The following is a 16,495-nucleotide window of genomic DNA, read 5'->3' as shown; positions in this document are numbered from 1 at the left end:
CGTCTCGTGGCGGGCTGTGCTTCGTGTTGTGTCTGCGGTCGTGGGCGGGCCTTTCGACGTCCGGGCAGGGGGGTGGCGGTGGACTATCTATGGTGCGCGGGATCGCCGGTTTGGCCAACCGGCGATCCCGCGCTATGTTGCCCCGCCCGTGTGGGTCGATGATCAGCGTGAACGGCTGGCGGGGCGGCTGGCCGTGACCGCCGGTGCCACCGGCGTCGCACTGGTGGCGAGCCGGGTGAGGTGCTCGCGGCACGGCTGGGCCTGGCGCGTACCGGTCGCGTGGGCGAGGGTCTCGGAGAGATCGGTCAGCAGCGTACTCGGCGTTTGCGGGGACGCGGTGATGGTCCAGGTGGGCTGGTCCGGACCGGTGCCGGCCCAGACGGTCCAGGTGGCCAGGTTCTGACTCGGGTGCTGTGCGGCGAAGGCGTCGAACTGGACGCCTGCGTCCCCGTCGGGGGATGTCCAGCGGATCCACCGCGCGTCCACAGTGTGCTTCCAGCCGGCGTCGGAGAGCGGCTGGGTGGCCGTGGTGACCATCCTCTCGTGCACCGGGGCGCCGATGACCGTGTCCCAGCCGTCGCCGTCGGCGAGGTGGGTGAGCAGTTCCTGCAGTACCGGGGCGGGGGTTGCGCTGGTCGCGGTGAGGACCCACATGCGGTCGGAGACGGGTGTCTCGTAGGCGGCTATGGTCCATGCGGTCTCGTGGGCGGGGGTTTCGTGGACGTGCTCGATGCGCAGGGTCTGCGATTCGTGGATGGCGTGGGTCGTGTCATCCGACCAGGTCCGCCGCTTCTCGAACTCGCCGTGCGCGTCGAGGAAGGCGTCGAGGAGAGCGTCGTGGTCGCCGGTATCGGCCAGGTAGACGGGGACGGTCTCCGGCTCAGGGAGGGCGGGAGCGGACTTGGCCGCGGTGGCGTCGAAGGCGGAGCGGGCCTCAATGGCGGCGCGTTCGATGTCGGTCAGGGGCGCCGGACCGGGGCGCATCTTGGCCGCGTGGGCCTTCTCGAAGGCGAGCAGGGCTTGCGCGGGTGAGTCGTAGGTGATGTCGGTGACCTGGCGCAGGTGGTCCTCGCCGTGGAGGCAGACGGACTTGCCGTCATCGAGATAGGTGCCGATCGCGACGGTGGTGTGGCCGTCGTGGGCGTGGGCGTGGATGAGGAGTCGGCCGTCGCGGATGTCGTCGTGGATCTTCTGGGCCGCGTTGGAGACCTCGCGGATTTCGCTGCGGGTACACCAGGGCATCGGATAGTTCGCCCAGGTCCATTCCTCGTCCATGGCTTCCTGGAGCCGCGGGGTGATCTCGACAGTCATGCCTTCGGTGATCAGCCGCTTGGCTGCGTCGTCGGCCCAGTAGGGCTCCTCGCGATCGATGCGGGCCAGCACCAGGATGTTGTCGGCGACGACGCTCCAGCCGGCAGCCTCCAGAGCCATGAGAGCGACGCGGGCCTGCGTGCCGGTCAGGTCGGCGGTCACTGCGCTGGGATGAGTGGGGTGGGTGTCGAGGCGGACGTGGGCGTCGATGGCGGGAGTCACGTGGGGTCTCGTCTCTTCTGCTGGCAGCCGGGCCTTCGGGCCTGGCCACCGGTGTACGCGGGGGCTATCGGGTTGCTCGCGTGGGCCGGGCGGTGTGCGCGGCCGTGGTGGTCGGCGGGCCGGCGCGGGCGGCGGGCGGGGGCCGCCGCTGTGGCGGGGTGGCTCCGGTGGCGTGCTGCCAGCGGGTGCGGACGGTGGCGGTGTCGGCGAGGGCGCGGCGGGCGCCGACGACGAGCTGGAACGGGGTGTTCGCCGGGTCGCTGGCGTACGCCTTGATGCGGCGGCCGGTGTGCTCGGCTGTGGCCAGGAGGGAGCGCTGCAGGGCGCGCTCGCACCAGTGCTGGACGGAACCGGCCGGTTCGGCCAGCAGGCGAAGGACGCTGCCAGGTTCAGCGCCGTCGTCCAACAGGCCGCGCTGCTGCGCCTCCCACAGAACCGTGACGGGGTCGACGGGCTCGCGGCGGCGGGCGAGGGCGGTCAGGCACTGCCACAGGCCGGCGTGCAGGGGCAGGGTGAGGTCGTCGGGGAGCAGCCACCGGACGGCCTCGATGTCGGTGGGGTAGGCCGTGGCGGTGGCGAGGAGGATCTGCTCCTCCTCGACGGCTACGGGGTCGGGCGTGTCGGGCGGCGGCGGTGCGGTGGTGCGGGGCAGGACACCTGCGCGTGGTGGGAAGCGGTTGGCGATGTCGTCCACGACCGCGGTGAGCGCGTCGGCCTCGGCGAGCACCGTCTGGACGGGGTGCGGGAGGGAGACGTCGTGGACGGTGTGCACGAGGCGTTCGGCGGCCGTCTGCAGGCGGCGGCGGGCGCGCTCGGCCTCGACCATTCGGGCATAGGCGGTGGCGTGGCTGGGCCAGGGGCAGACCTGGACGAGGGTGTGCAGGTAGGAGGCGGTCAGCCCGCGCGCTTGCTCCTGGCTGGTGGCGAGCACGCGGTCGAGCCATTTGGTGTTCTTCGCGTGCTCGGCGGGGTCGGGCCGCGGCAGGGTGGTGATCGCGGCGTACAGGGCGGCGTGCGCGGCGGTGGAGAACGAGTCGGCGGTGACGCCGCTGGCGTCGTCCAGACGGTGTGGGTCGAGGAGGAGGGCCCCGAGGAGGGCCTGCTCGACGTGGAACACGGGCTGCGGTGGTGGGATGGCGTGGAGGTCGTCTTCGTCGGGTTCGGCGTGGGGCATTAGGCGGCGAGGGTGAAGTCGTCGGGGTCGAGGGTGACGCCGAGATGTGGGGCGAGGAGGTGGCCGGCGAGCAGCGGGGGTACGGCGTTGCCGATCTGGGAGAACTGCTGGCCCTTGTTGCCGGCCCAGGGGTAGTCGGCGGGGAAGGTCTGCAGGAGTCCGGCCTCGCGGGCGGAGATCCGGATCGGCGCGGGAACCGCTGGGGTATCGGTTTCTCCGGCCGGAGGTGAGGCGGGCTCGGCGACCCAGGTGCACTCGTTTGCGCGGTGCCCGAAGAACAGCGTGCCTGCCGGCTCCTGGATGGACCGGACGGTGGCGTTGGCCTGGTTGTTGCTGCGCAGGGACCAGGACCAGCGGTGGGCCTCGGCGGTGAACGTCGGCGCGGGAGCGTCGGCGGCGCAGTTCTCGCGTGTGGCCTTCCGGGCCGCCCATCCGGCGCCTTCGCGACGGGACTGCAGGACTACGCCGTCCGGTCGGGGCATCCAGGTGCCGCGCTCACGGGCGTCGGACAGCGTCTTGCGGGAGCCGGACGGGAAAGGTTCGGGCCCGCCGCCGGGCCCGCCGCCCGCGCAGACGGTGGGGACGGGCCGGTCGGTCGCGCCCCATCCGAGGGCCTCGGCCATGCTGACCCAGCGGGCGCGGCCCGGACCGAACAGCGATTCCGGTTCGGCGACTTGGGCGTGCGTGGGCGTGGGAGGCTGCGCTGTACGGACCCGGGAGGCCAGGAGGATCGCCCGCCTTCTGGTCTGCGGAACACCGAAGTCGGCGGCGTTGAGGATTCCGCACCAGACGGAGAACCCCCACCCGCGCAGAACGGCCGAGTACTGCTTCCACAGCGGCAGGACGTCCGGCACTTCCTCCATGGCGACCCACTCCGGTTCGCCCACCGTATTCAGGGCGTACAGATACCGCATCGGCTCGGCCGCGAGCAGGGAGCGCTCGTCGCGGCACACGCTGACGAGCCGGTCGCGGGTGTCGCGACCGGCGGCCAGATCCTCGACCGCCGCGTGCACCAGCGGCTGGTCGAGCAGGCCGAGGCGCTTGCCGGCCATGCTCCACGCCTGGCACGGCGGCGATGCGATCACACCGCGGGTGCGGCCGATGAAGGGCCAGGTCGGATACATCGCCACGTCGGTCCGGATGGTCAACTGCCCGGCCGCCGCGCGGGTTTTACACGCCCACTGGTCCCATTCCAGCCCGATGTCGCGCACGCCGAGGACGTGCAGTGCCCTGCTCCAGCCGCCCGGCCCCGCGAAGAGGTCGAGTATCACGTGGCCAGTCCGAAGTCGTCCTGCGTCAGGGCATCGGCGTCGCCGCGGCACGCCCAGGGCGAGCAGCCGTCCTCGACCCCGTTCTCCAGTACGTCCGCTTCGTCCGCGCTGATCTGTAGGGCGGCCCGCTCGGCGCGGGTGACGTGGTCGATCGGCGCCCGGCTGAGCGGGACGCGGGAGCGGTGCAGGAACGCCTCGCCGAGCAGTCTGCTGCCCGACGCGTTGGCGCGGGCATTTCCCTGCCGGATAGCTTCGTCGAATTCGACGACGTCCGCCCATTCGGACGGAGAGGTGTCCCTGATGTGTCTCCACTGCGCGTTTCCGTGAAATGGGCACCCCAGGCAACTCGATTTCGGTGTATCGGCGAGACCGAGCGAGGTCAGGTAGCGAACGCAGTCGGCCCGGCTCCAGGACATGTCCAGAAGCGGATGCCTGTTGCGCATGTACTTGACGTCAGCGTCCTTGGCGCGGTGAAATTCATCGGTCGAGATCCCTACCCATTGTTCGACGAATACTCCCTTCGGAATGCGGGCAGGATAGGGGTACCCGAGCAGTTCGCGCACCTTCTGCTTTATTGGCTTTACCTTATATTCGCCGGTGCACTGCCGTCGGGTCATTCCAGGCCGCCCGTCCTTGTTGAGGATGTGGAGTGGCATGGATGCGAACCGGTGATCCGGGTTCAGGGCGTCACTGCGAATATTTCCGGCCGACACGCGCAGCATCGGGATTCCGGCAGGCGCGGCTATCTCTTCCTCTAGTCGGTCAAGGTGGGCATACACTGCTTTGGGTTCCCAGCCGGTGTCGGCGAAAATCGCGTAGTCGACTTTGGGGAGAACGCCCTCGGCTGACAGGGTGAGAAGGGTGCTGGATTGAACTCCGGCGCCGAGGGAAAGGGCGCGGAATCGGGGCTGATCTGAAATGGGCTGTCCTGGGTGTAGGGAAACGGGAGGGAGAGTGTCCGCATCGAGGCCGTTGCGTGAGTGGCAGGGGATTCCGGCCGGTGGCGTGGTGGGGATCCGGGAGATCGGTTTTCAGAGATGAGCGGTGGGGGTGGCGCAGCGGGAGATTCGCTCGCTGACCAGCTGTGCGTGACGCAATGGCAATGCGTGGGTGGCGTCCGGCACGGTCTCCAGCTGGGCGCTGGGCAGACAGGCGGCAACGCGACTCGTCTGCTCGGGCGGGATATGGGTGTCAAGGCTTCCGGCGAGGAGGTGGACCCGGCTGCCGAGCTGCTGCAACGGGCCGGGGTCGGGCTGCTGGTCGGCGAGGTCGTGCCACAGGGCGGCGATGTCGCCGGTCGCCATGGAGTGCAGGCCCTGTCGGCACGGCAACGGCTGTGCACCGGGCTCCGGATGGGCGTGGGGACGCAGGGCCCACCGGCTGGTGGTGGGAAGGCGCCGCCGGACGGCGTCGAGCAGGTACGGCGCGTGCGTGCACGCGGACACGAGAAGGGTGCGGCCCAGGGCGAGGAACGAGTGGGCAGGGCCGGTGCCCGTGCGAGTGCTGATGCCGCCGTGCGGGGGCGAGATGAGTACCAGCCTGCGGATGCGGGGTGCGAATTGGGGGTGGCGCGCGACCAGGCGCATGAGCGTCATCGCTCCCATGGAGTGGCCGGCGAGCACGAGTGGTCCCCGTGGCGCTGTCGTCTCAAGAACCTGGGCGAGGTCGTGGGCCAGCTGGTCGAGGCTCAGGGCGGCGGTGCCGCGGGTGGAGTAGCCGTGTGCGCGCTGGTCGTAGCGCACGACGCGCATCCCTTCGCGGAGCAGGAGCGGTAGGTGCGAGCGCCACAGGGCAGCGGTGACCGAGAGGCCATGCACGAGGACTGCCGTCACGGGTGCTTGTGCAGGTCCGTCGACGTGGGTGCTGAGCTGGGCACCGTCCGGGAGCCGTATCGATCTCATGCTGCGGTCCCGAAGTCGGTCTGCCGCGGTGCGTGTTTGGCGACGGCCCGCTTGGTGATGCCGTCGGAGGCCCTCTTGGAGGCGGCGGAGAGTTCGGCGGCGCCGGGCTCCAGATACCACGGGCGCAGGTCGAGCATCGCGGCGCGCATACCGGTGGCGAAACACAAAGCAGTGCCCTTGGGCAGGGCGCGAATCGCGTCGGCGGGCAGGATCCGCTCCTGCCGCATCGACACGGAGGTCGACTTGCCGGACTCCGAGCGCGAGGTGGAGGTGGTCTCGACGTCGTGGTCGCCGATCAGGCGGGACAGCTTGTCGGCGAAGTCCGGGTCGTCGATGCCGCTACCGATGACCTTCACGGTCGAGGCGGACCACAAGGCATCCATGCCCGCGTCGCCCCAGACCTTCTGGCCCTGGCGGTAGGACTGCAGAATCGTGATCGGGATGATCCCGCGTGACCCGAGGTGGGAGTACAGGTCGGGAAGGTCGCTGATCTTGCAGACGTTGGCGGCCTCGTCGAGGATCGCCAGCATGGGCGGATCCAGGCGCCCGCCGGCACGTTCGGCCTGCGCGGTCGCGGCCCGCATCACCGAGTCCGCGCACGCGGCGATCAGCGCCGAGGCTCCGCCTCCGCCGTCCTTGCTGAGCAGGAACAGCGTGTCGGTGGAGGTGACGAACTGCTCCGGCCGGAACTCCGGGACGTCCTTCTGCGGGGTCACCCACGCGGCGATTTCCGCGTTCAGAAGTGCGGAGGCGTACTGCCGGGCGGTCTCGTAGATGCCGTCCCTCGTTTCCGGAGGGCCTTCGACCGTCCCCTTGAGCTGGGCGGCGACGGCGGCGAAGCCGTGGTCGCGCAGGATGTCCAGCGGAGTGCGGTCGGCGGGGAAGGCGAGCCACTGCATGATGTCGGTGATGGGCCGCTCGTCGAGTGCTGCGGCCAGGAGCAGCTGGGACAGGATGTTGCTGCCGGCCTTCGACCAGAAGTCGCCCTGCTGGGAGGCGTCCACCGAGGCGGCGAGGAAGTGTCCGGCGAGCCGGTTCGCCCCGTCCAGGGTTCTCGCGCTGGCGAGAGGGTTCCACCACATCTCGCGGGCGGCGTGCGCGATCTGCTGCGGGTCCATGGTCCACACGGTTCCCGCCCGGGCCCTCGCCTCGTAGGCGGTGGTGAAGGCGTCGCCGGCGGCCTTGTTCGACGTCAGCAGGACCGGGCCGGGTGCGCCGAGCATGGAGGGGATGGCGAGCGAGGTGGTCTTGCCGGACCTGGGTGCCATGATCGCGACGGCAACGTCCTCGAACCCCATCCGTACCTCGTGGCGACTGCCCTTCAGGTTGCCGAGAAGGATGCCGGTGTCCTTCGCGTCGATGTGCTTGCTGTTCTTCAGGCTGGGGCGCAGGGAGCGGGCTTTGTCGGTGATTGCCTTGGCCATCAGCGGCTCGATGTCCCGGGCCTTGGCCATGTCGGTGATCTTCTTCTTCCGGCCGCCGCTTCGGTTCTTGTGCCGGGCCCACAGGACGCCCGCGCCTGTCCCGAGGGTCAGGAGCAGGAGGACGGGGACGATGCGGGCACCGATCAGCAGGGACGTTTCTCCTGCGGCGGGCCAGACCTGCTCGGGGTGGAGTAGGGCGTTGGTCGGCTGATATGTGGCCCAGTTGGTGCCGGTGAGGTAGGCGGTGATGTTGCCGGACAGCCAGGCCAGGTGGGACAGGGGGACGACGACGGCGAGCACGCCGAGGAGGAGGCGCAGGACGAGGTCGTAGCCGTCGGTGTTGCTGCTGGAGGAGGAAGGGGGCAAGGGCTACGTGCTTCCGGGCGGGGACGGGAGGGTGAGCGGCTGCGGCCGCCTGGGCGGCGCCTGCCGTGAGGGGGCCGGGCCGGCGGAGTGGTGGTGTGTTCGGGCAGCGAGGTAGTGGACGCGTTCTTCCAACGCGCCGGCGATGTACACGGCGAGCACGTCGGTGGTCTTGCGGGTGACGACGTTCGGGTCGCGGTCGGGAGACTGCGTCTGCTGTCGATGCGCGGCGCGGGCTTCGGATCGGCGAGCGCAGCGGTGAACGCGGCTACGAGGCGGGCGGGAGTGTGCCCGCCGAAACGGGCCTGCCACACCGGCCGGTCGGGGCCGAGTGTGGCGGTGACGATTCAGGCGCCCGGTTCTTCCGCGCTGCCCACCCCCTGGAAGTACGCGGTGTCGTCGGGTGACAGGAGGCCGTTGTCCGCGGAGGCGGGCGACCGGCTGATCTGTCGAAGTGGCTCGAACGGATCGGAGGGCGCGCCCGTCGGCGGGGCCAGGTCGGTGAGGGCGTCGGTGGCGGCGGCGATGAGTTCGACAGGGGGGCGGGCGCCGAAGCTGGCGTACCGGCCGGGCCTGTCCGGCTCCGCCGCGTGGCTCAACGTCCACCACTGCTCGTTAGGCTCGGGCTCCAAGCGCAGGAGGGCCTTCTGGCCGGGACTGGAGAGCAGGACGCGCGGCATCAGAGGGTCGTCACCGTGGCTCCATCCGCAGGCACGGTGGAGAGGAACGGTGCTCCGAGCGGGGTCACCGCCGCCGGCGAGATGACGCGGGGAGACGAAGTCGACCTCGACGGTCTCGGGAGCCGGGGGCATGCTCACTTCCGTGTTGCAGTTCGCCGGACGAGTGCGCGGAGCGGTATGGGGGCAAGAGGCGAACGGGCCTTGCGGGCAGCGGCGTTGATTTCCCGGAGAGCCGATCCGTGGGTGGCCCAGTTGTCGAGGTAGCTCCACGATTCCGCGTGATGCTCGGCGAGGGCGTCGTCGAAGTCGGCGGTGCCGGCCTTGGCGGTGGCGGGGAGGGCGTCTCGGGTCTTCAGCCACTGCTCGTGCAGTTCGTCGAGCCGGTCGAGGGCGTAGCGCAGGACGCCCAACTGGTAGACCCAGCGGCTCTGCACTGTGTTCTCGGGCAGCTGGGCCAGCTGTATCTCGGCTGTGGCCAGCAGGTGACGGGCACCGTAGCGGAGCGGCTCGAACGCCGTGAGCGTGTCGGCGTCGCGCTGGCTCGCGCGCATGCCGTAGGCGTGGTCGTCGTAGGGCCAGCCGTCGAGGTCGGTGTGTTCGTCGGAGTAGGCGTCCCAGGCGTCGAGGATCTTCTTGCTGTCGCTTAGGTAGTCGTCGAGGTGGCGCAGGAAGTTGCGGTGTTCGCGGTGGTTCATGGAGATGAGGAGGGGTCCTGTCGGTTCAGCGGCGAGCAACTGGATGGGCTGGGCCGGCCTTCGCCGGGGTCGTCGCGGGTTTCGTCTGCTGCCGGCGGGCGAAGCGTGCCTGTGCGCGGAGTGCCTTGATGCGGGTGGTATGGGCGTCGACCACCTGCTGTGGGCGCAGTGGGCTGGGTTCTTGCACGGCGCTGTAGTGGCCGGTGCGGTCGTACATGCCGCGCTGGAGCGGGCTACGGTCGGCCAGTGCGGTGAGGAATGACCCGACCAGGCGGGTGGGGGTGTGCTCGTGGAAGTAGGCGTGCCAGATGCGTGGGCCGTCGATCGTTCCATGGCCGGGCTCGCGGGTCTCGACGCGCCAGGAGGGCCGGTCGTGGAGTTCGCTCGACGGGCGCAGTTCGATACGACACATGGAGTCCGGTGAGCGCGCTGTGTCGTCTGACTCGCGGTGCCAGCCCGCCGAGGACACCGGTAGCCACGGGTCCGACTGCTGTGGCGGCGGGACGACGAGGGCGTCCGTGAAGCCGGCGAGGACCTCGGCGGGCACGAGTTCGCCGAACTCGGCGTACCAGCCCGGCTCGGTGTCAGTGGGCTCAGCCTGCAGCCGCCACCACGCGGAGGTGCGGGACTGGGGGTCGAACTGGAGGCGATGGCGAAGGTCGGGGCTGTGCAAGGTGATTTCGGCGCTCAAAGGGTCGGAGACGGCGCTCCACCCTGCGGCGGCGAGGCCGTGGGTGACGTGGCGGGCGTCGCCGGGGCCGGCGAGGTGGCGGGGGCTGATGTCGAACGGGATCTGCCAGGCGTGCTTGTTGGCGAAGTCGGCGAGCTGCCGTTCGCTCACCGGCACCGGCCGCACCCCACCGTGGGCGACGGGGTCTTCGCGTTCAGACGGCGGAGGTCGTCGAGGACGTAGTGGAGGGCGTGCTGGTCGGATTGTTCCCGCGCAGCGATGCGCAACTCCGTGATCAGCAGGGCGGCTTCGGCGGTGCGCGGGGTGTCCGGATGGTCCTGTACGGCGCGGGCGAGGGCGCGCAGGGCGTCGGCGAGCTGGACGGGGAAACCGGTGTATTCGTCGAGCAGCGGCTCGACGAGGGCGAGCGCCTCAGCGGGCTCAGGGGTGTCGCGCAGGTAATCCGTAAGGTGGGACAGGGTGTCGGTCGCGGTGCGGATGGTGTCCGGGGTGAGCGCGGGCACGGGGATCCTTCGGTGGTCGGTGTCGGAGGTCAGCGACGGGCGCGAGCCCCGCCGGTGTGGGCGTGGGGGCGAGCTGTCGTACGGGGCCGGCTGCTTCGAACCGAGTTGCGGGCCCAGGTGGCGGCGCGGGCGGCGGTGATCCGGGCCTGCTGCCAGGCGCTGAGCTGGGAGGGCAGGACGGAGACGGATGTGGTGCGGATCTGTGCGCTGTGCGGGACGCGTCCGCGCGGGCGCATGACGGGTTCGGGGCTGGCGAGAGCAGCGGAGAAGGCTTGCACCAGGTGCATTGGGGTGGTGGCCGTGAACTGGGCTGTCCAGCCGTTGCCCTGCTGGTCCTTGGCACCGGACCACCACGTGGCGTCGCCGCCTGGGGCCTGGCGGAACTGCATCCACGCGGTGTTGTCGGGGCTCGTCGCGGTGTAGTGCCCGGCCTCCGGCCGAGTGTGCCAGTGCTGTTCCTGCAGCGGAGCCCACACATCGGGCGCGTGCGCGGAGCGGGGCCGGGTCAGGGCATCGCTGAGCCCGGCGACGATCTCCACCGGTGTCTGCCGGCCGAGCTTCACCCACCACTCGTCCTGCTGCCCGGTCGCCTTGCCATGGATCGTCCATCCACCTGGCAGGACAAAGGGGTCGTAGGCGATCCGGACCATGCGGTCCGGGCTCTCCAGGAAGAGGGACCCGACTGCCTTGGACTTGTCCCGCCAGCCGGAGGCGCGCAAGAACTCGGAGACATGCCGGACGTCGCCGCCGCCGGCGAGGGCGCGAGGCTGGACGAGGTAGTGCTGCTCGGCTTCTTCGCCCGGGCCCCAGCCCTGCCACTGCTTCCTCTTCACCGGCGCCGCCGTACGACGAGCGGAGCAGGGACTGGTGGCTTCGCCGCCGTGGCGGCGGGCTGTGTGCTGACGTGCCGGAGGGTCTCGCGGTGTTCGTCAAGGTCACCGCCGATGGCGTCGAGTTCGTTCGCGGCCCGGCCGAGAGCGAGCCATACCTCTGCCGGCAGTACACCGCGCTCGGCCTGGTTCTTGGCGAACACGCTGCTGGTGGCCACGAGGTGGGTGGCGCCGCCGAGGACTCCGTCGTCCGGGTTCAGGACACGGGCGATGACCTGCATGGCCTCGTGAGGGGGCAGTTGGGCCATGTGCTCGGCGAGCTGGCCGAGCTGGCGGGTGATCTCGTCGGCCAGCCGCACCGGGTATGGGGTGGAGTGGGGCATGCTCCTCCAGGTCGGAGTGGGTTCAGTGGTGGTGGCGGTGCCCGATCCGCTGCGACTCGGCGAGGACGGCCTTGGGGCGTGCGCCGGCCAGCAGGGAGGTGCGGTCGGGGCCGATGGCGATGCAGGCGCGCAGGTAGCGGCGGAAGAGAGCGGTCGCGAGGCGGGGCTTGAGGCGGTGGGTGATCGGTGGAGGCGTGCGGGGTACTACGGGGTTCTCCGATGGGTCGGGCGGTGCAGGGCGGCCCCGGCGAAGTGCCGAGGCCGCCCGATGAGGGTTACGGACTACGCCGGGACGGTGCGGGGCGCGAGGCGGCGGCGACTGGCTCCGGTGTCTGTACGGCAGGGCTGGACTTGCCGGCGCGGATCTCGTGTACGGCCTGCTGATAGGCGGCCTCGTCGAAGACGGGGTGCGCGCGGCGTGAGTGCGGGCGAGAAGGACCGGTGGACGGCGTGTGACAGCGTGTCCGGTGTGGTGCCGAGTTGAAAGGCTGGTGTCGGGTCTTCGCTCATGGCTCCGGGCGGTGGGACCAGGCGATCCAGGCCCTGACGACAGTCTCGCAGGGGGAGCGGCAGCAGGCCCTCGGTCGGTCCGGCGATCTCGGTCAGGATCTTGGCGATCTCCGTGCTGCTTTCGGCGCGGGAGGCGCGCTCAGAGAGCTGGGCGAGGTACCGCAGAGCCGCTTCGCGTTCGCCGTCCAGCATGGTCAGCGTGTTCAGGGCGGGGTCGAGGTGGGCGCTGTGGCCGACGGCGAGGAGAGCGTGCGCGGCGGACGCCTGCACGCGCTGCTGCTCGACGGTCAGGGTATCGGGAAGGCGGTGGAAGTGCCCGCAGGGGCCGGGGCGAGGAGGAAGTGCCGGTTCGCTGGGGGATGTCTGCCGCCCGCTCGGTCCCCCTCGACGGCGACGACCAGCCCCGTGCCTCCAGGATGTCCGGCTCCGTCTGCTTCATCGAACCCTGTTGGCCGGGGTACGGGGCGCAGCCGGGACCGGTGGCATGGCGGCCTGTGTGGCGGTGGGCACCATCCGGCCCGAGGGGTGCTGGAGCGCGGTACCGATGCCGTGCGCGTCGAGCCGTCGGCCGGTCTCGCGTACGGTGCGTGCCTGGGCTGCGGTGTCGTCTCCGCTGAGGCGGTAGATGCCGGTCTGCTTGTCCTGGACGAAGCCGTTGTCCGTCAGCACGGCGGTGGCCGTTTCGCCGACGGGTGCGGCGGCGAGACTGCCGTCCTGCTGCCAGGTCAGGACGACCCGCTCCGGCTGCGACGGGTGAATCCCGTCCGCCGCGTTGTGGCGGACCTGGGCGAGCGCGGTGTCGTAGCGGGCGAGCAGGTCGCCGGCGACGGTCTCGGCGCCCAGGAAGGGATCGTCCGTCAGTGCGATTCCGCCTGGCTCGCGTACGGCGCGGTACGCCTCGTCGGGGAGTTCGCGCGGGGCGACGGCGGCGATGAGGAAGCCGTCGCGTGCGTCGTGCCGGTCGAGGAGGACGAGCTGGGCGCCGTCCGGGCGGCTCAGGACGGCTGCCTGCTGGAGCGGGTGCTCGGCGAGGGACTCGGCGACGAGGTCCAGGTCCCAGATGCGGTCGGCCAGTTCGGCGAGGTCGTCCTTGTCCTCGGGTGGGTGGTAGGAGCTGGTCCAGGTATCGGGGAGTTCACTGGCGAGGACGTCGGCGTACGAGGAGAGGCGCTCGGAGTCGTTGCGGTCGTGCATGGTGTCCTTGGGCGAGGTGGGGGTCAGCGGCGCAGGCCGACGGCCACGGGAGGCGGTGGCGGGGCCGGCACGGTGCGCGGCGGGGGCGGGCAGGCGCACACGGCGGAGCGCTCGCGTTCGGTCGCCGGGACCTCTTCAGCGCAGGTGCTGCGGCCGGGGTGGGGGACGTGCCGGTCGGCGAGGGCGTTGCGGGTGTGGGAGAGGTCGCTACGGATGGCCCGGAGACGCTCGTCAGCGAGGTAGCGCAGACGGCGCGCGACGTGCGGGTCGGCCGTGTCGCCAAGGCCGTCGTGGAACTCGGCGGTGGCGATGAGGACTTCTTCGAGAGCGGCGAGGATGCCGTCGTGGGAGGCGGTCAGCTCGGTGAGCACGCCTGCCGCATCCCAGGTGGTGGTGGCCTCGCGGATGCGCTCGGCGAGATGGGCGACCGAGGCGCCCAGCGGCAGATCGCGGACCGAGCGGCGGTCGGTCTCGAAGTCCTCGTCGCAGTCGACGTGGTATCCGACAGCCCGAAGCCGGGCCACGGCTTCGATACCGAGGCGCGTGTCGTCGCCCTCGATGAGCTTGATGGGGGCACGGTGGTAGGTCTCGTGGACGCGGACCACCGGGACGAAGCCCGTACGCTGCAGGATGCTGTGGGCGTCGGGGTCTCCGCCGCGGGCGAGGACTTCCTCGGAATGCGGATCGCGGCGGACAGTCAGGAATCGGTCGACCAGGGGCAAAGCGACGTTTCTCCTACGGTGATCGACGTGGGGTTGCCGTGATGGCGGGCGGTACAGATCAGGGAACGCTCACGCTGCAGATCGGCGTGCACCGTGATGTCGCCCGGGGCAGAAGGTCCAGGCCCGGTCGATGGCCGCCCGCCCATCGTCGTGTCGGCTGAGCCGATGAAGGGCGCCGGTCATGCGGCGTCTGCGCACACCTCGGCCGATTCCCGCCAGTCGGCGTCTAGTTCGCGCAGGTCTTCCGTGAGGCGGTTCGGCCAGGCGGGGTCGGCCGGATGAACGGAGGCTCGGGCCTTGGCCTTGAGGCGCGCGAGGGCGCGGCCGGGGCGGCGGACGGGGATGGTCACCGGACGCTCCGGGCGTCGGCGATGTGCACGAGCTGACCGAGGGCCGTGGTGGTGTACCAGCTGCAGTCGACCAGTGCATTGTCCCCGGTGTACTTCGGTAGGAGGTAGTTCTCCATGGCCCGCAGGTAGACCAGGCAGTCCGGACAACGGCGCGAGAGGTGCACGAGGTAGCGGGGATGAGCGGTGATATACGTCTGCGCGCCTCCGGTGGCGTCACGCAGACGCCATCCGTCCTCGTCTGTCGGCGTGTGCCAGGACGGTGCGACGACGCGCATCGAATCCCCCCACAGCTCCCCGCCGGCGACCCCCTTGAGGACGACGACCTGGTCGCCAGCCTGGAAGTGCTGATGGGTGATGTCCCGCGCAGGGGTGAGCGGGTCGTGCGTCGGCGCGAAGGCCGGGGTCGGCGGAGGCGTCCAGGACGGCGGGATCATGCAGGTCCTTCCACACGGATCGGGGTGGCGGCGGGAGGATCAATGGTCCGGAGGATCGCCGGTTTGGCTAACCGGCGATCCCCGGCTATGTTCCGGTCCGCTCAGCGGAACGGGTTCTCCGTCCCGCGGTCCGCCTCACCGGCTGCGTCAAGGAGCTCGAGCAGGTCGGAGCCCTCCGCGTCCCGCTGGTCTATCCACCATCCGGCCCGGGTGACCGCTCGTGCCTTCTCCTCCAGCTCCGCCCAGTCCGCCTCGTCCCAGGTGCCTTCGACGACCAGCGCCGTGTGCGCGGCCGTCATAAGCTCGTGGCGAGAGCGCTCGCCCCAGTCCAGGGTCCGGTCCGGGCCTTCCAGCGTCGACATGTCGAACTTCTCGGCCCACTCGGCGGCGGCCTGCTGCTCCTCAGCGCGCCTTGCGGCGAGCCACTCCTCCTTGGACTCCGTGTTGGCCTCGCGCGCCGCCTTCCAGCAGTCAGTGCAATCCCGGCCTGCGAGCCAGCGCGCGAAGCCAGCCCGCCGATCGGCAGGACGGTCGGACAGGTCGTGGACGGCCTCGTGGCCGCACCGGTGCTCAACGTTCCATTTCGTACGGACAGCCATAGATGAGTCTCCTTAAAAATCTTGTAGCAAGGGGAGGTTGGGGGCCCTGCCCAGGGGCGTGCGGGACGGGCCGCACGAGGGCTGCGATGTCGGCCGCGCTCGGCGAGGGAGTGGCCGGGGCGCGCGAGGTGCAGGACGGCGAGTGCGACAGCGGTCCCGCACGTGGAGGCGAGGGCGGCGGGAGGATCAATGGTCCGGAGGATCGCCGGTTTGGCCAACCGGCGATCCCCGGCTACATTCCGGCCGCTGCCGTGAAGGCGGACCTGGTACGCCTGGCCTTGCACGGAAGCCTGGCCGATTGCGGCGAGACTTGGGCCGCGCATGCGGACCGAGGGACTGGGACCGCCGCCCTGTCAGTACCGGACGGTAGCGTTCCGCTTCATGACTATGGACGCTGCTCCTGCCGTGGACTGGGCCAGCCTGGGCCAGTCCTTCGCCGACGCCTACGCAGAGTTTGACGCCAACGACTACCTGAGCGGGAAGGAAGTAGTGCCCGAACCTGCGGTGGTGGATGCTGAGGAACCCGAGGGAACCGACAAGCTGCGCCGGGTGTGGCTTCGCCCGGTCGAAGACGTGCGTACGTACTTCGCTCACGAGGCAGCCAGCTTCACTCCGTGGCTTGCCAAGCGGCTCCACATCATCGAGAACGCGGCGTGGTTCGATAATCCGCTCACCCTTGTAGGCACTGAGCAGAAGATTGCCGGATACCGAATCGACATCCTCGCCAAGACTCTGGTGGGCAACCGTGAACGGTTCGTCGTAATTGAGAACCAATTGGAACGGACCGATGCCGATCATCTCGGGCGACTCATCACATGCGCCGCCGAGGTGGAGGCGAGCCACGCCGTGTGGATCACCACGGAGTTCAGGGATGACCACCTAAAGGTGATGGAGGCCCTCCAGCGAAACCACAGAGACTGCTCGTTCATACCCCTCGTGATCGACGGTGCGCTCGCGACTGAGAGAGCAGCCAGCTTCGATCTGGTGACGCCGCCGACGTACTCGAGCCCAGACGATCACCTGCGAGAGAAGCTGCAAGAAGCTCTTCGTAAGGCGCACGAGGTCCACATCGCCATGCAGCGCCTCAGGGACCTGCTCGTTGATCACCCTGAGGTCGACTTCTCCCGCTACCGAGACATCGTTGAAGAAACCGGCTCGTGGAGTCATTCGGTGGACGATTTGGTCGATCAGCTTCTTGTACACATTCCTGAGGAGCGGCGTAAGCGAGCAGCGTAGGC

19 protein-coding genes are annotated in these 16,495 nt (G+C 70.1%); 1 reads left to right on the top strand and 18 read right to left on the bottom strand.

The genetic code is table 11. The features are described from left to right. Positions 1 to 162: 162 nt before the first annotated feature. The 18 genes from HPT28_RS09650 to HPT28_RS09565 all read right to left on the bottom strand — a co-directional run bounded on the left by HPT28_RS09650 (position 163) and on the right by HPT28_RS09565 (position 15,257). Positions 163 to 1,533 carry a DUF317 domain-containing protein gene (locus tag HPT28_RS09650; protein ID WP_219090551.1) on the bottom strand — a complete coding sequence of 457 codons (1,371 nt, stop codon included), beginning with the start codon at positions 1,531 to 1,533 and terminating at the stop codon, positions 163 to 165. A 64-nt stretch (positions 1,534 to 1,597) separates the two neighbouring features. Continuing rightward, positions 1,598 to 2,707: a DnaB-like helicase N-terminal domain-containing protein gene (locus tag HPT28_RS09645; RefSeq protein ID WP_219090550.1), complete on the bottom strand. Its 1,110-nt coding sequence runs from the start codon at positions 2,705 to 2,707 to the stop codon at positions 1,598 to 1,600. Next, complete coding sequence (locus HPT28_RS09640) at positions 2,707 to 3,978, bottom strand: DNA cytosine methyltransferase (protein ID WP_219090549.1); 1,272 nt, start codon at positions 3,976 to 3,978, stop codon at positions 2,707 to 2,709. Before HPT28_RS09640 ends, HPT28_RS09645 begins: the two co-directional genes overlap by 1 nt. After that, positions 3,975 to 4,898, bottom strand: coding sequence for a hypothetical protein (locus HPT28_RS09635; RefSeq protein ID WP_308119144.1), 924 nt, complete (start codon positions 4,896 to 4,898; stop codon positions 3,975 to 3,977). Before HPT28_RS09635 ends, HPT28_RS09640 begins: the two co-directional genes overlap by 4 nt. A gap of 111 nt (positions 4,899 to 5,009) precedes the next feature. Further along, a complete protein-coding gene (locus HPT28_RS09630; RefSeq protein WP_219090548.1) occupies positions 5,010 to 5,810 on the bottom strand; it encodes an alpha/beta fold hydrolase in 801 nt (266 codons plus the stop codon). A gap of 65 nt (positions 5,811 to 5,875) precedes the next feature. Further along, entirely contained in the window at positions 5,876 to 7,669 is a 1,794-nt protein-coding gene (locus HPT28_RS09625; RefSeq protein ID WP_219090547.1) for a type IV secretory system conjugative DNA transfer family protein, read from the bottom strand. 344 nt (positions 7,670 to 8,013) lie between these two features. Then, the gene (locus HPT28_RS26740) at positions 8,014 to 8,478 is read right to left on the bottom strand and encodes a DUF317 domain-containing protein (RefSeq protein ID WP_257578307.1); all 465 of its coding nucleotides are present in this window, start codon (positions 8,476 to 8,478) and stop codon (positions 8,014 to 8,016) included. 2 nt (positions 8,479 to 8,480) lie between these two features. Beyond that, positions 8,481 to 9,041 (bottom strand): hypothetical protein, encoded by a 561-nt coding sequence (locus tag HPT28_RS09615; protein WP_219090546.1) that lies wholly within the window; start codon positions 9,039 to 9,041, stop codon positions 8,481 to 8,483. Positions 9,042 to 9,066: 25 nt separating this feature from the next. Continuing rightward, the gene (locus HPT28_RS09610; RefSeq protein ID WP_219090545.1) at positions 9,067 to 9,888 is read right to left on the bottom strand and encodes a DUF317 domain-containing protein; all 822 of its coding nucleotides are present in this window, start codon (positions 9,886 to 9,888) and stop codon (positions 9,067 to 9,069) included. Continuing rightward, positions 9,879 to 10,235, bottom strand: coding sequence for a hypothetical protein (locus HPT28_RS09605; protein WP_219090544.1), 357 nt, complete (start codon positions 10,233 to 10,235; stop codon positions 9,879 to 9,881). Before HPT28_RS09605 ends, HPT28_RS09610 begins: the two co-directional genes overlap by 10 nt. Before the next feature lie 29 nt (positions 10,236 to 10,264). Further along, positions 10,265 to 11,068: a DUF317 domain-containing protein gene (locus HPT28_RS09600; protein ID WP_219090543.1), complete on the bottom strand. Its 804-nt coding sequence runs from the start codon at positions 11,066 to 11,068 to the stop codon at positions 10,265 to 10,267. Beyond that, positions 11,065 to 11,448, bottom strand: a complete 384-nt coding sequence (locus HPT28_RS09595) for a hypothetical protein (protein WP_219090542.1) — start codon at positions 11,446 to 11,448, stop codon at positions 11,065 to 11,067. Before HPT28_RS09595 ends, HPT28_RS09600 begins: the two co-directional genes overlap by 4 nt. Positions 11,449 to 11,730: 282 nt before the next feature. Next, positions 11,731 to 12,228 (bottom strand): hypothetical protein, encoded by a 498-nt coding sequence (locus tag HPT28_RS09590; RefSeq protein WP_219090541.1) that lies wholly within the window; start codon positions 12,226 to 12,228, stop codon positions 11,731 to 11,733. A gap of 165 nt (positions 12,229 to 12,393) precedes the next feature. Then, positions 12,394 to 13,152 (bottom strand): hypothetical protein, encoded by a 759-nt coding sequence (locus tag HPT28_RS09585; RefSeq protein WP_219090540.1) that lies wholly within the window; start codon positions 13,150 to 13,152, stop codon positions 12,394 to 12,396. 23 nt (positions 13,153 to 13,175) lie between these two features. Next, on the bottom strand, positions 13,176 to 13,874 hold the full coding sequence (locus HPT28_RS09580; RefSeq protein WP_219090539.1) for a hypothetical protein: 699 nt from the start codon (positions 13,872 to 13,874) through the stop codon (positions 13,176 to 13,178). A 179-nt stretch (positions 13,875 to 14,053) separates the two neighbouring features. Further along, positions 14,054 to 14,224, bottom strand: a complete 171-nt coding sequence (locus HPT28_RS09575; RefSeq protein WP_219090538.1) for a hypothetical protein — start codon at positions 14,222 to 14,224, stop codon at positions 14,054 to 14,056. Further along, positions 14,221 to 14,658, bottom strand: a complete 438-nt coding sequence (locus HPT28_RS09570; RefSeq protein WP_219090537.1) for a hypothetical protein — start codon at positions 14,656 to 14,658, stop codon at positions 14,221 to 14,223. The genes HPT28_RS09575 and HPT28_RS09570 overlap by 4 nt, the downstream gene beginning before the upstream one ends. A 101-nt stretch (positions 14,659 to 14,759) precedes the next feature. Then, on the bottom strand, positions 14,760 to 15,257 hold the full coding sequence (locus HPT28_RS09565) for a hypothetical protein (protein WP_219090536.1): 498 nt from the start codon (positions 15,255 to 15,257) through the stop codon (positions 14,760 to 14,762). 381 nt (positions 15,258 to 15,638) lie between these two features. Between HPT28_RS09565 and HPT28_RS09560 the strand changes: the two genes are divergently transcribed. Further along, positions 15,639 to 16,493: a hypothetical protein gene (locus HPT28_RS09560; RefSeq protein ID WP_219090535.1), complete on the top strand. Its 855-nt coding sequence runs from the start codon at positions 15,639 to 15,641 to the stop codon at positions 16,491 to 16,493. Positions 16,494 to 16,495 lie beyond the last annotated feature (2 nt).

This window comes from Streptomyces sp. JJ38, from assembly GCF_019303475.1.
GTDB lineage: Bacteria > Actinomycetota > Actinomycetes > Streptomycetales > Streptomycetaceae > Streptomyces.
Note: the sequence above shows the minus strand (reverse complement) of the source record. Positions and strands in the feature narration are given on the sequence as shown.